Consider the following 13,252-nt stretch of genomic DNA (forward strand, 5'->3'; position numbering starts at 1 on the left):
CCGTTGCGGCCGGCGCCCGCGGGGGACTCGGGAGCTAGGCCTCGGCGAGCAGCTTGGCCGGGTCGGAGCAGTAGGCGGTCATCCAGCGCGGTTCAATGCGGTAGTAGACGACCTCTCCCCAGTTCATCGGCGACTCGCCGTAGTGGGCGATGAGGTGCTCGTGCACGGCGGGCCACTCCGCCGCATCGGGGCCGTCGGCGTCGGGAGGGCTGATGGGCACGGCCGTGCCGTGCGTGAACACGCCCAGGTCGTCGCCGCGCAGGTGCGCGGCGCTGATCCCCGGCCGCGCCGCCAGGTGGCGCGCCTTCGCCGCGGACCTGTCGGTGCCGAAGATCCAGCGGCCGTGCAGGAAGTGGCCGTCGGCGCCGCTGACACGGGGTTCGCCCCGGGCGGTCACGGAGGATACGGCGAGCGTGCACATTCCGGTCAGGACGCGGACGAGCTGCTCGGCGTCGAGTGTGTGCGGCCGCTCGCTGTCGGCCTGGTAGACGGCCCGAAGATGGCCGCTCGCCCCGTCGAGGGAGCGGGCGAGCAGGCGCTGCAGTTCATCGAGTTCGGCGCGGGTCTCATGCATGGCGGCGATTGTGCCGCGGAAAACTGACACCTTCCGTCAGGAGGGATGTCCAGGAGTCGGCAAAGGAAATCCCGCGCGGATCCCGGCGCGGCGGGCGCACCGCTTTGTCAGAGGGCGGTGCGACACTTCTCACATGATCGACCATCTGGGTATCCAGGTCGCCGACATGGCGGCCGGCACACGCTTCTACGACACCGTGCTCGCCGCCATCGGCGCCAGGCGCATCTTGGACTTCGGCGACGACGCGGTCGGCTACGGCAGGGAGGAACCGGACTTCTGGGTCGGGCCGGCGGCCGACGCCCGGCAGCCGCGCGAGACGCACGTGGCCTTCACCGCACCCGACCGCGCCGCGGTCGAGGCGTTCCACGCCGCCGCGGTCTCCGCAGGGGCCGAGGTCCTGCACGCGCCGCGAGTGTGGCCGGAGTACCACCCGCACTACTACGGCGCCTTCGTCCGCGACCCCGACGGCAACAACGTCGAGGCCGTCTGCCACACGCCGGAGTAGCGTCCGCGTCGCGGCAGGCCAGGTCTACTCGCCTCCGAGCCGCGTCTTCCACTGCGACCCGTCGGCGATCAGCCAGTGGGGGACCAGTCGGACGGGGAAGGGGGCGTCGGTGACGAACACGTCGAAGTCGACGGCCTCGTTCGCGGGTTGGTATTCGCCCCCCTTCAGACGGAACTCGGCTATGCCGATGCCCGTAGGACCGGGGGTCACGATCCAGTAGGACTCGATGCCGAACTCCGCGTACTCGCGCTTCCTGGTGTGGCTGTCGCGAAGCACGCTTTCGGGGGAGACGACCTCGATCGCAAGCAGGGGCGGGGTCTCGAAGTGGCGGTGCGGGATTCGCTCCGATTCGAATACCGACACATCCGGGATCCGGTGATGAGTCCGCCTGGAGTTCAGATCGATTCCGGCTCCCTCGAAGATCTCGAACCCATCGGGGCACTGCGCTTCGAGGTGCACGGAGAGGCGGTGTTCTATCCGGGCGTGGATGGGCATGGGCGAGGGGGACACGTCAAGCCGCCCGTCGACCAGTTCGTAGCGCCTGCCGTCGTCGGGCATGCGTTCCAGGTCGTCGACCGTCAGGGGACGCGGGTCGGTCTCGCCGATGCTCATGGTTGTCATACTGCCTCCTTGGACGCATGGAGACCAGTGTTCAGACGCGTGTTCGGTTACGGGCGAGTACGCTGCGATTTCCCTGTGGACGTGCCCGGCTTGCGGGGGTTCGGGGTGGATTCTCCCGCCGTTCGGCCCCGGATACGGCAAGGCCCGGGCGGCCGATTCCGCCCGGGCCCGAACGTGCCGGTGCCGGAGTCAGCTGACGCCGATGCCCTTCTCCTTGTGCACGTCGACGTTGGAGCAGCCGTCGGGGGCGATGCCCGAGGCCTGCAGCACGTCGACGCAGATCGGGACGGTGATGTTCTGGATCTCGGCGTTGTTGTCGGCGCTGGCGGAGCCGGTCATGGCGCCGAGGGCGAGGGCCGTCGCGGCGATCAGTCCGGAAACCGTGGCGATGCGCTTCATGGGAATCCTCTCGGAAGTACGGGAAGCTCATGAGGGCGGCGGTTCTCTCCGCCCCGCGACAAGTAACCTAACGTAGTCGCAGCAGCGCGTCACGTGATTATGGGCAAAACGCCGACGATTATTTTGTCCATGACCTGCGAAGATCCGGCTTTCAGTGCAGAACGGACGTCTCACCCCCGGGTGTGCGGCCGCTCCGTCGGCCCCGGAGGCCCCGCTGCGGCGGGGCGTGCCGCTCTCCCCGCCCCGCCGGCGAGCGCCGTCCCCCCGACATGCGAACGGCCCGCGTGCTCCGCACGCGGGCCGCGGGGACCGATCGGTCGGCGCGTCGGGCCGGTTCCGGCCGGATCGCGGGTGCGGCAGCCGATTCCGGCCGGAGAAGCGGTCACCAGCCCTGCTGGCCGTACCCCGGGTACTGCTGCCCGTAGCCGGGCTGCTGGTGTCCGTAACCGGGCTGCTGCTGCTGTCCGTAACCGGGGTACTGCTGCTGGCCGTAGCCCGGGTACTGCTGCTGATACTGCTGCTGGTAGCCCTGGCTGTACTGCTGCCCGCTGGGGTACTGGTAGCCGGCGTAGGGGTCCTGCTGCGGCTGAGCGCCGGTGGGGTGCTGCTGATACGCCTGCTGCTGCCCCGTGCTGTGCTCGACCGCCTCCTGGCCGCCGGGCTGCTGGGCGCCCCCCGCGGCGTCGGGCCGGAAGATGAACAGCCGCGCGGACTCGCCCTCCTCGCCCGCGCTGGGGGTGATCTGGTCCAGCCGCCATCCGGCCTCCTCGATCCCTTCGAGGATGCGGGTCAGGCCGGGGCGGACCTTGCTGGACGCCTCGTCGTAGCTGTTGATGTCCAGCTGCACGATGAACATCCGGCGCTTCTGCTGCGCGGCGACCTTCGCGTGCTCGACGACGGTGCTGTCCCTCACGACCTGCGTGACGCTCATTTGTCAACCGTACCTATCTGCTCTGTGCGGCACTCGCCTGCCCGTTGAGCGTTGCCCACCATCACGTCGGCCGAGGAGCCACTCCGCCGGGCACGTCCGCACCCATCATGCCTTCTTTTGGGGACTTCTAGCCAGAAACCCCCGAACAGCTACGATCCGACGGCTTCGACCGCCTCCTTGATCGGCATGGTCCCGCTCACCAGCTCCAGAACCCGGCCGACCGTGGCGGGCTCGTCGAGCAGGGCGACGATGACCGCCGCGACGTCCTCGCGCGGAATCTCCGCCCGCTCCACCTTCGGCGCGAGCCACACCTGTCCGGTTCCCGGTTCGTCGGTGAGCCGCCCCGGGCGCAGGATCGTCCAGTCGGCCTCCAGGCTGCGCTGGCGCAGGTCGTCGTCGGCGGCGCGCTTGGCCTCGACGTAGGCGGCCCACACCGGCTCCGAGCCGGGCGGCGGACCGTCGTCCACCCCGATGGCCGAGACCATGATGTAGCGCCGCACGCCCGCCAGCGAGGCCGCGTCGGCCAGCAGCCGCGCGGCGTCGCGGTCGACCGTGGCCTTGCGCTCCGCCCCGCTGCCCGGGCCGGCGCCCGCGGCGAAGACGACCGCGTCGGCGCCCATCACCTGCTCGGTGAGCTGGGTGACCGTGGTGTTCTCCAGGTCGATCACGACGGGTTCGGCTCCGGCTTCGCGCAGATCCGGGGCGTGGTCGGGATTGCGGATCAAGCCCACCGGCGTGTCGCCGCGCGCGGCCAGCAGCCGTTCGAGGCGCAGCGCGATCTTGCCGTGTCCTCCGGCGATGACAATTCGCATACCCGCAGGCTATTCCCTCAGGGAACCGGCGCCGCGGACCGCCTCGATCGAGGGCGGCGGCGCGTGGCGCGGCCCGGCGCGCCCCGCACTCCGCCAGACGGCGCACGGCGCCCGCCGAGGCCCGCCCGGGTGTTCCCTCAGCCGGTGCTGAAGCGCTCCCGCAGCACGCGCTTGAGCAGCTTCCCACTGGCGTTGCGCGGCAGGTCGTCGACCATGTGCACGCGCTTGGGCGTTTTGAACCCGGCGAGGCGCTCGCGCACGAACGCGATCAGCTCGTCCTCGGTGGCGGGCTCCTTCAGCACCGCGACCGCCGTCACGGCCTCGCCCCAGGTGGGATCGGGGACGGCGATGACCGCCGCCTCGGCGATGGCCGGGTGCTGGTAGAGCACGTCCTCGACCTCGCGGGGCGCCACCAGCACCCCGCCGGAGTTGATGACGTCCTTCACGCGGTCCACGATCGTGAAGTAGCCCTCGGCGTCGCGCCGCGCGATGTCGCCCGAGTGGAACCAGCCGTCGCGGAACGCCTCCTTGGTCTCCTCGGGCTTGTTCCAGTAGCCCTCGCAGAGCTGCGGGGAGCGGTAGACGATCTCGCCGCGTTCGCCGGGCGCGACGTCGGCGCCCTGCTCGTCGACCAGCCGCGCCTCGACGAACAGCACGGTGCGGCCGCAGGACTCCATGCGCCCCTCGACGTGCTCCTCGGGACGCAGCACCGTGGCCAGCGGGCCGATCTCGCTCTGGCCGAAGCAGTTGTAGAAGCCGATGCCCGGGTGGCGGGCCCTGATCCTCTCCAGCACCGGAACCGGCATGATCGCGGCGCCGTAGTAGGCCTTGGCCAGCCCCGACAGGTCGCGCGTGGCGAAGTCGGCGTGGTTGGACAGCGCCGCCCACACCGTGGGCGCGGCGAAGAACGAGGTGATGCCGTTCTCCTCGATGCGGCGCAGCAGGTCGGCGGGCTCGGGGGTCTCGACCAGCTCGCTGTAGGCGCCCGCGGCCAGGGCGGGCATCAGGAAGACGTGCATCTGCGCGGAGTGGTACAGCGGCAGGGCGTGCAGCATGCGGTCGTCCGCGGTGATGTCGAGGGCGTGCAGGCAGCTGATGTACTCGTGGACCAGCGCCCGGTGGGTCATCATGGCGCCCTTGGGGTGGGCGGTGGTGCCGGAGGTGTAGAGCAGCTGGACCAGGTCGGTGTCGCCGACGTCGGTGAAGACCTCCTCGGGCGCGTCGGGGTCGCGGGCGACCTCCAGCACCGACTCCTCGGCGCCGCGCAGCGCCAGCACCTCGCGGGCGGGGATCTGCGAGCGGACCTCCTCGACGCGCCCGGCGAGCTTGGGATCGGTCAGGACCACGATGCTGCCCGACTGCGACAGCAGGTAGCTCAGCTCGGCGCCGCCGAGGCTCTGGTTCACCGGGACGTGCACCAGTCCCGCTCGGGCGCAGCCCAGAAACGCCAGCAGGTAGGCGTCGGAGTTGTGGCCGTAGGAGGCGACCCGGTCGCCGCGCGTCAGCCCCAGGCCCAGCAGCCACGCCGCCACTCGGGTGGCGCCCTGGTCGAGCTCGGCGAAGGTCCACTCGCGGTCGCCGAAGCGCAGCGCCACGCGGTGGGGCGTGCGCGCCGCGCTCCTGCGCAGCATTCCGTCGACCGTGCTCGCTCTGGTGAGTACCGTGTCACCGGCTCCCATACCGCCTCCCGCCATGCGTCGGGCGCCCGTGCCGCCCCTCCTGCGGCATGGCGCACGACACCAACCTAGGCCGCCGGGCCGCCGCTGGACCAGATGTGCACCGGCCCTGTGGACGACCGACCCGGGCGGACCGGTGCCGCGCCGGCGCATCGGAGCACCCGAGGCGCCCGGCCCCCGCCGGCTCGCCCGCACATCGCCGGGCCCGCGCAAACGCGGGGCGGGCGGCCGCGCGTCCGCGCAGCCGCCCGCCCCGTGGATCCGGCGCGTCGGACCGGCTCAGTCCACCGTCCAGGTGTCGCCGCTGGACAGCAGCGCCGCCAGCTCGGCCTGGCCGCCCCGCTCCGTGCGGGCCGCAGCGAGCTGGTCGGCCATCTGCCCGTCGTAGGTGGGCCGGTCCACATCGCGGAAGACGCCGATCGGCACGTGCTCGAAGGCGGGGTAGTCCATGCGCGACAGCGCGAAGGCGTAGCCGGGGTCGGCCCGGTGCGCGTCATGGCGCAGCAGCGCGTCCTCGCCCACCTCGGCGACGTCGGCCACCGACAGCTCCCCGTAGTCGCCCGCGACCACGCCGCGGTCGGAGCCGATGCGCAGCGGCTCGCCGTGCTCCATGCGCAGCAGCCGCATGTCCCGCTCGCCCGGGTCCTTCAGCGGCTCGAACGCGTCGTCGTTGAAGATCGGGCAGTTCTGGTAGATCTCCACGAACGACGCGCCCTCGTGCTCGGCCGCCGCGCGCAGCACGCTGGTGACGTGCTTGCGGTCGGAGTCGACGGTGCGCGCGACGAACCCGGCCTCGGCGCCCAGCGCCAGCGACACCGGGTTGAACGGGGTGTCCAGCGACCCCATCGGCGAGGACTTGGTGACCTTGCCGGTCTCCGAGGTCGGCGAGTACTGGCCCTTGGTCAGCCCGTAGATGCGGTTGTTGAACAGCAGCACGTTGATGTTGACGTTGCGGCGCAGGGCGTGGATGAGGTGGTTGCCCCCGATGGACAGCCCGTCGCCGTCACCGGTGATCACCCACACCGACAGATCGGGCCGGCTGGCGGCCAGGCCGGTCGCGATCGCCGGCGCGCGCCCGTGGATGGAGTGCATGCCGTAGGTGCTCAGGTAGTAGGGGAACCGCGACGAGCAGCCGATACCCGAGACGATCACGATGTTCTCGCGGGGCACGCCCAGCTCGGGCAGGAACCCCTGGAAGGCGGCCAGGATGGCGTAGTCACCGCAGCCCGGGCACCAGCGCACCTCCTGGTCGGACTTGAAGTCCTTCATCTTGTACTCGGTGTCGGTGCGCGGGACCAGCCGCAGGCTCTTGAACCCCGCGTCCGCGCCGTTGCCGTTGCTCTCAGACACGGTCGATGACCTCCTGAACCACGCCCGCCAGTTCTTCAGCCTTGAACGGCAGGCCGCGGACCTTCGTGTAGCTGATGACGTCGACCAGGTACCTGCTGCGCAGCAGCATGGACAGCTGGCCGAGGTTGATCTCGGGGACGACCACGCGGTCGTAGGAGCCCAGCACCGCGCCCAGGTTCTCCGGGAAGGGGTTGAGGTGGCGCAGGTGGGCCTGGGCCACCTTCCCGCCGGCCCGCCGCACCCGGCGCACGCCGGCACCGATCGACCCGTAGGTGCCGCCCCAGCCGAGGACGAGCACGTCCGCGTCGCCCGTGGGGTCGTCGACCTGCAGCTCCGGGATGTCCCGGGCGATCCCGTCGACCTTGGCCTGGCGGGAGCGCACCATCAGGTCGTGGTTGGAGGGGCTGTAGGAGATGTTGCCGGTGCCGTCGCTCTTCTCGATGCCGCCGATGCGGTGCTCCAGCCCGGCCGTGCCCGGCACCGCCCACGGGCGGGCCAGCGTCTCGGGGTCGCGCAGGTAGGGCTGGAAGGAGTCGTCTGCGCCGTTGGGCTCGGTGGCGAAGTCCACCGACAGGTCGGGCAGCCCGCCGACCTCGGGGATGCGCCAAGGCTCGGAGCCGTTGGCCAGGTAGCCGTCGGAGAGGACGATCACCGGGGTGCGGTACTTGGTGGCGATGCGGGTGGCCTCGATCGCGATGTCGAAGCAGTCCGACGGCGACTGCGGCGCCAGCACCGGCACCGGCGACTCGCCGTTGCGCCCGAACATCGCCATCAGCAGGTCGGCCTGCTCGGTCTTGGTGGGCATGCCCGTGCTCGGCCCGGCGCGCTGCACGTCGATCACCAGCAGCGGCAGCTCGGTCATCACCGCCAGACCCAGCGACTCGGCCTTGAGCACCATGCCCGGGCCCGACGTCGTGGTGACACCCAGGGAACCGCCGAACGCCGCGCCCAGGGCCGCGCCCACGCCGGCGATCTCGTCCTCGGCCTGGAACGTGCGCACGCCCAGCTGCTTGTGCCGGGAGAGCTCGTGCAGGATGTCCGACGCCGGGGTGATCGGGTAGGAACCCAGGAACAGCGGCAGGCCCGACAACTGCGAGCCGGCGATCAGCCCGTAGGAGATCGCCAGGTTGCCGGTGATGTTGCGGTAGGTGCCGGAGGGCAGCTTGGCCGGCTTGACCTCGTAGGACACCGCGAAGTCCTCGGTGGTCTCACCGAAGTTCCACCCGGCCTGGAACGCGGCGACGTTGGCCGCCAGGATCTCGGGCTTGCCGGAGAACTTCGACTTCAAAAAGCCGAGCGTCCCCTCGGTGGGCCGGTTGTACATCCACGAGAGGAGCCCCAGCGCGAACATGTTCTTCGCGCGCTGGGCGTCCTTCTTGGAGATGTCGAACTCTTCCAGCGCCTTGACCGTCATCGAGGTCAGCGGCACCTGGCTGACCTTGTACTCCGACAGCGATCCGTCGGAGAGCGGGTCGCTGTCATAGCCGACCTTGGCCAGGCTGCGCTTGGTGAACTCGTCGGTGTTGACGATGACGGTGGCGCCGCGCGGCAGGTCTTCGACGTTTGCCTTGAGCGCGGCGGGGTTCATGGCCACCAGGACGTTGGGCGCGTCGCCGGGGGTCATGATGTCGTGGTCCGCGAAGTGGAGCTGGAAGCTGGATACGCCCGGCAGCGTGCCCGCCGGGGCGCGGATCTCCGCGGGGAAGTTCGGCAGGGTCGACAGGTCGTTGCCGAAGGACGCTGTCTCCTGGGTGAACCTGTCTCCGGTCAGCTGCATGCCGTCGCCGGAGTCGCCTGCGAAGCGGATGATGACGCGATCGATCTGCTGGACCTGCTTGGTCACGGGGATCGCCGACCTCCTCGTCGAACCGCCCTATGCGAACGGCGGTTCAGGTTGGCAGAGTCCTCACCACCACGTTGTGGCCCGGCGGAGCCGGAGGGTGGCCGGACATGGGATTTCGAGCGGGGACCTGGCCTGGGCACCGGCCCGCGGCCGTGCCGCGGCTCCGACGAGCGCGCCCCAGGCGCGCCGGACGGCGGCGCGTCACGGATCCGAGCGGGTTCGGCAGCGGGGCCGAGGGACCGTCCGGTCGGCGGTGGCCGGTGCGTGGATGGGCGCTGCGTCAAGGACAACAAGGCTCGCGTGCGATGCGCACGAGGTCCACGTGCCGCCGCCCGGTGAGCGGAGCTCCCGGGTCGGCGGTCGTCGAAGGAAAAGCGGCCACTCTCGCACTATAGGCGGTCGCTCCCGCCGCGATGGAACCGAGTGGGGGAATTCACAGGCCCCGCGCGCAACCGGGGGCGGAACCGCCTGCGGAACCGAGGAAGCGGCGTCCTCAAGTCCGGGTCGAGGCCGACCGGAACCGGGTCGCGCCGTGTTCGCCTGCCGAAACGGGAACGCCGGGGCGCGATTCGCGCGTTTGCTACCCAGAAGTGGCCTGGAGGGGGCCCTGGACCGAGGGAGGCCGTGAGCCGTGCAGCTCAACACGATCCGCGCAGGGGCCCTGCTCGCCGGGCTCTCGGCTCTGATCGTCGCGGTGAGCTGGGTGATCGCGGGCGTGCAGGGACTGCAGATCGGCATCGTCGCCGTCGTCGGGCTCAACGCCGTCGTCTGCTTCTTCGGCGACGGCATGGCGCTGCGCGCGATGCGGGCGCGCCCGGTCAGCGAGATCGAGCAGCCCGACCTCTACCGCATCGTGCGCGAGCTGGCCACACAGGCGCGCCAGCCGATGCCGCGGCTCTACCTCTCGCCCACGCCGGCGCCCAACGCCTTCGCCACCGGGCGCAGCCCGCGCCGCGCCGCCATCTGCTGCACGACCGGCCTGCTGCGCATCCTCACCGAGCGCGAGCTGCGCGGCGTCATCGCCCACGAACTGGCCCACGTGCGCAACCGCGACACCCTGGTGTGCTCGGTTGCGGGCGCCATCGCCGTGGCCATCGTGTCGCTGACGGCGCTCGCGCTGCTGCTGCCGCTGGGCGACTCCGAGGACGAGGACGTCCCCAGTGTGCTGGGCGCGCTGCTGTTCCTGGTGCTGGGCCCGCTGGCGGCGGGGGTCATCAGGCTGGGCGTGCGCCCCGCGCGCGAGCACCGGGCCGACCGCGCCGCCGCCGAGCTGACCGGCGACCCCCTGGCGCTGGCGAGTGCCCTGCGAAAGATCGACATGGGCACCCGCACCCACCCCCTGCCCTGCGAACGCCCGCTGCTGGCGGCCGGCCACCTGATGATCGCCCACCCGTTCCCGCAGCGCGGCATCAACCGCCTCTTCGCCGCCCACCCCCCGGTCCGCGAACGCATCCACCGCCTCCGCCGCCTCGCCCAGCGCTGGGGCACCTACTGACCGGCGAAGCCGGCGGCGCCGGTCGGGATGGGGCAGGTTATTCGGTTGCCCGCGTACGGAGGGTGCGGCATCGTCTCTCGCCATGCAAGCGCCGTCGTGGACCTTGTTCGATGAGATCGCCTACGACTACGACGAGGTTCCGGCCGCAAGCCTCAGGAGCGCGCGCCCGCGGGGCGGCGGTCGGTGGACGGCCGCCCCGGCGGATCGTGCGTCAGCGGTAGTTGGTGAACTGCAGGGCGATGTCGAGGTCCTTCTCCTTGAGCAGGGACTGGACCGCCTGCAGGTCGTCCTTCTTCTTGGAGCTGACCCGCAGTTCGTCGCCCTGGATCTGGGCCTTCACGCCCTTGGGGCCCTCGTCGCGGATGATCTTGGAGATCTTCTTGCCGTCCTCGGTGGAGATCCCCTCCTTGAGAGAGACGGGCAGGCGGTACTCCTTGCCCGAGGCCTTGGGCTCGCCATCGGTGTCGAGGACCTTCAGCGACACGCCGCGCTTGATGAGCTTCTCCTTGAAGACGTCCAGGGCGGCCTTCGCCCGCTCCTCGGAGTTGGCCCGGATCTCCACCGCCTGCTCGCCCTGCCAGGCGACGGTGGCACCGGTGCCCTTGAAGTCGAAGCGCTGCGAGAGCTCCTTGGCGGCCTGGTTCAGCGCGTTGTCGACCTCCTGCCGGTCGAGCTTGGACACGACGTCGAAACTGGATTCAGCGGCCACGTGCGCTCACACCTTCGAAAATGCGGTTCCAGGGCCGCGAGGGTCCGCGGCCCGCGTTGTCGTCGGCGCAGCCCTGCCCTGCCGGACGGCTGCGGGCTGCGATCAGGCCCCGAGCTTAGCCCGGCCCGCCGCGCCTCCGCGCGACATGCCCGCAACGCCCCCGCCCGCCACCGCGCGCAGGGCGGCGCAGCAAACCGATTTCGTATCCGGGGCGCATGTCCGCTATTCTCACTTGTGCGTCGCGACGAGGAGTCGCCGCAGCCCAGGCAGGTTGCCCGAGCGGCCAAAGGGAGCGGTCTGTAAAACCGCCGGCTCAGCCTTCCAAGGTTCGAATCCTTGACCTGCCACCCGCGGGAAACGCCCCCGTGACCGGCCATGCCGCCGTCACGGGGGCGTTTTCGTGTGCGGGGCGGGGGTGCGGGGCTGGAACGGGTCCGCGGCACGGGGCCCGCCCGTCGCCCGCCACCGCCCAACGGAGGCGCTTCGTGCCACGTACTTATTCAGAGCCGGCTTGCCGCCGAGTGCACGGAACACCTTCGCATCGGAGGCCCGCCATCGGTGGCACGGCTCCGCCCGATGAGTTCAGCGTGCGCTCGGCGGCAAGCTGCGACCGCGCTACGCGAGACGCGCCCATTGCCGCAGCCTCGATGGCGGCCGCCCCGGGTGGTGCCCGGTGGGTTCCTGGAATGCGGCGCCCCCGCCGTTCTTAAGCACGGCCTAACGGTGGCGCTGCGCGCCGCGTCTCCGCCTGCCCGTCACCCGCTGCCTCTGACGGCGGCCTCGGCCGACGCCTGTTCTGGCTGCCGCTCACCCGCCGGCTCCGTCGATGCGGACCTGGGGGCGCTGTCGGTCGCCGGCGCCCGCCACCGCCCCATGAAGACATGTGGCTGTTCCCGCGTCCGCCCCGGCGCGGCAGGCCGGTTCCTTCACTGCGCGCCGGGAACACCGCAATGGCGGGAATCCCCGGCGTTTCGGGGGCGGGTGGGCTAGGGTCGGGGTGGCCGCTCCGGGTTGCGGGGGCGGCGTGTCGGCCGTCCGCGTGGCGGCTGTTCCCTCTTCTTTCACCGCCCCGCCGGCTGTGGTCGTGCGGGGCGTATTTCGTCATGCCCGGAATCGGGCTCGTGCCGATGCCGCGGCATTCCCTTCAGAGCCGCACGCTGCCGCTCCGGCGTGTCGCAGATCCCTGCCGACCGGCCCCCGCTCGACTCGGACCGGCGTGTCGGCGCGTCCGCCGGAAATACGTCTGGAATGCCCCGGACAAACGGGACCGCGGTCCGATGGCGTGCGGTAACGGACACTCCAAACCATCCGGAAAATCCGGCAAATTTATCTGCGCGTGTTTACGAAGTCTCGTTACCAAAGCCGAATGAGTGGACGAAATGGACATATCGAATCCGCGGTTTTTGGCGTTGACAAAAACGTTTGGGTGCGTCGATGATTGCTCCCGTCCACCGCGACAACGGGCGCCTCGATGCGTCTTTCTCCAGCACCTCGTATTGATTATTCCGGGGGAATCGTGATGAAGAAGTTGACCGCTGCCGGTCTGATCGCCGGTGCCGCGATGGGCGCTGTGCTCATGGCTGGTCCCGCGCACGCCAGCGGGTCCTACGGGGGCGACCAGCAGTTCAACCAGAACCTTCAGGTCGTGCCCATCCAGCTGTGCAACACCAACGCCTCGGTGCTCGGTGTGACCGTGCCGGTCCTGTCGCCGCAGACCACGGGCGACTGCACCAACGGCCCGCGCGGCGCCAACGTCGACTGACAGCGCTGACCCGCTTCTTCTTTCCGTACGTTCCACAGTCAGAAGGGAATTCCCCATGCTGCGAAAGCTGGGAATCGCCGGCGTGATCGCCGGCGCGGCCCTCGGGGCCGTTGTCGCCGCCTCTCCCGCGAACGCGGGCGGCTACGGGGGCGACCAGCAGTACAACCAGAACCTGCAGGGGATCGCCGCGCAGTCCTGCAACGCCAACGTCTCGGCGCTGATCGGTGTCACCGTGCCGGTCCTGTCGCCGCAGACCACGGGCGACTGCACCAACGGCCCCGTCGCCGCCAACGTCGACTAGGAGAGGTAGCACAATGCTGCGCAAGCTCGGAATCACCGGCATGATCGCCGGCGCGGCCCTCGGGGCCGTCGTCGCCGCCGCTCCCGCCCACGCGGGCGGCTACGGGGGCGACCAGCAGTACAACCAGAACCTGCAGGGCGTCGCGGCCCAGCTGTGCAACACCAACGTCTCGGCGCTGATCGGTGTGACCGTGCCGGTCCTGTCGCCGCAGACCACGGGCGACTGCACCAACGGGCCCGTCTCCGCCAACGTCGACGACTAGCGGCAGGTCGGG

General features: G+C 70.7%; 14 protein-coding genes and 1 tRNA gene. 6 read left to right on the forward strand and 9 right to left on the reverse strand.

The genetic code is table 11. From position 1 onward, the window contains the following. Positions 1–34: 34 nt before the first annotated feature. Positions 35–574: a pyridoxamine 5'-phosphate oxidase family protein gene (locus tag FZ103_RS12105; protein WP_156000782.1), complete on the reverse strand. Its 540-nt coding sequence runs from the start codon at positions 572–574 to the stop codon at positions 35–37. A 133-nt stretch (positions 575–707) separates the two neighbouring features. Between FZ103_RS12105 and FZ103_RS12110 the strand changes: the two genes are divergently transcribed. Next, a complete protein-coding gene (locus FZ103_RS12110; protein ID WP_156000784.1) occupies positions 708–1,079 on the forward strand; it encodes a VOC family protein in 372 nt (123 codons plus the stop codon). 24 nt (positions 1,080–1,103) lie between these two features. Here the strand turns inward: FZ103_RS12110 and FZ103_RS12115 are convergent, their stop codons facing one another. The 7 genes from FZ103_RS12115 to FZ103_RS12145 all read right to left on the reverse strand — a co-directional run bounded on the left by FZ103_RS12115 (position 1,104) and on the right by FZ103_RS12145 (position 8,711). Then, positions 1,104–1,700 carry a Uma2 family endonuclease gene (locus tag FZ103_RS12115; protein ID WP_255429890.1) on the reverse strand — a complete coding sequence of 199 codons (597 nt, stop codon included), beginning with the start codon at positions 1,698–1,700 and terminating at the stop codon, positions 1,104–1,106. Between the two features lie 189 nt (positions 1,701–1,889). Then, positions 1,890–2,099: a hypothetical protein gene (locus FZ103_RS12120; RefSeq protein ID WP_156000786.1), complete on the reverse strand. Its 210-nt coding sequence runs from the start codon at positions 2,097–2,099 to the stop codon at positions 1,890–1,892. 382 nt (positions 2,100–2,481) lie between these two features. Beyond that, a complete protein-coding gene (locus tag FZ103_RS12125) occupies positions 2,482–3,030 on the reverse strand; it encodes a hypothetical protein (protein WP_156000788.1) in 549 nt (182 codons plus the stop codon). Positions 3,031–3,179: 149 nt separating this feature from the next. After that, positions 3,180–3,842 (reverse strand): SDR family oxidoreductase, encoded by a 663-nt coding sequence (locus tag FZ103_RS12130; protein ID WP_156000790.1) that lies wholly within the window; start codon positions 3,840–3,842, stop codon positions 3,180–3,182. Between the two features lie 137 nt (positions 3,843–3,979). Next, positions 3,980–5,521: a fatty acyl-CoA synthetase gene (locus tag FZ103_RS12135; protein ID WP_156000792.1), complete on the reverse strand. Its 1,542-nt coding sequence runs from the start codon at positions 5,519–5,521 to the stop codon at positions 3,980–3,982. Between the two features lie 276 nt (positions 5,522–5,797). Then, the gene (locus FZ103_RS12140; protein WP_156001152.1) at positions 5,798–6,787 is read right to left on the reverse strand and encodes a 2-oxoacid:ferredoxin oxidoreductase subunit beta; all 990 of its coding nucleotides are present in this window, start codon (positions 6,785–6,787) and stop codon (positions 5,798–5,800) included. A gap of 73 nt (positions 6,788–6,860) precedes the next feature. Next, positions 6,861–8,711: a 2-oxoacid:acceptor oxidoreductase subunit alpha gene (locus FZ103_RS12145; RefSeq protein ID WP_186356162.1), complete on the reverse strand. Its 1,851-nt coding sequence runs from the start codon at positions 8,709–8,711 to the stop codon at positions 6,861–6,863. Between the two features lie 631 nt (positions 8,712–9,342). On the opposite strand from FZ103_RS12145, the gene FZ103_RS12150 reads away from it, so the two are divergent. After that, entirely contained in the window at positions 9,343–10,206 is an 864-nt protein-coding gene (locus FZ103_RS12150; RefSeq protein WP_186356163.1) for a M48 family metalloprotease, read from the forward strand. Between the two features lie 211 nt (positions 10,207–10,417). Here FZ103_RS12150 and FZ103_RS12155 read toward each other — a convergent pair whose 3' ends face one another. Further along, on the reverse strand, positions 10,418–10,915 hold the full coding sequence (locus FZ103_RS12155) for a YajQ family cyclic di-GMP-binding protein (RefSeq protein WP_186356164.1): 498 nt from the start codon (positions 10,913–10,915) through the stop codon (positions 10,418–10,420). 265 nt (positions 10,916–11,180) lie between these two features. Between FZ103_RS12155 and FZ103_RS12160 the strand changes: the two genes are divergently transcribed. The 4 genes from FZ103_RS12160 to FZ103_RS12175 all read left to right on the forward strand — a co-directional run bounded on the left by FZ103_RS12160 (position 11,181) and on the right by FZ103_RS12175 (position 13,240). Then, positions 11,181–11,262 (forward strand) — tRNA-Tyr (locus tag FZ103_RS12160). A 1,169-nt stretch (positions 11,263–12,431) separates the two neighbouring features. Further along, positions 12,432–12,677 (forward strand): hypothetical protein, encoded by a 246-nt coding sequence (locus tag FZ103_RS12165; RefSeq protein WP_186356165.1) that lies wholly within the window; start codon positions 12,432–12,434, stop codon positions 12,675–12,677. A gap of 55 nt (positions 12,678–12,732) precedes the next feature. Next, the gene (locus tag FZ103_RS12170; RefSeq protein ID WP_156000796.1) at positions 12,733–12,978 is read left to right on the forward strand and encodes a hypothetical protein; all 246 of its coding nucleotides are present in this window, start codon (positions 12,733–12,735) and stop codon (positions 12,976–12,978) included. 13 nt (positions 12,979–12,991) lie between these two features. Continuing rightward, on the forward strand, positions 12,992–13,240 hold the full coding sequence (locus FZ103_RS12175; protein ID WP_156000798.1) for a hypothetical protein: 249 nt from the start codon (positions 12,992–12,994) through the stop codon (positions 13,238–13,240). Positions 13,241–13,252: the final 12 nt, after the last annotated feature.

Origin of the sequence: Streptomonospora sp. PA3 (assembly GCF_009728995.1) — a bacterium.
Lineage (GTDB): Bacteria > Actinomycetota > Actinomycetes > Streptosporangiales > Streptosporangiaceae > Streptomonospora.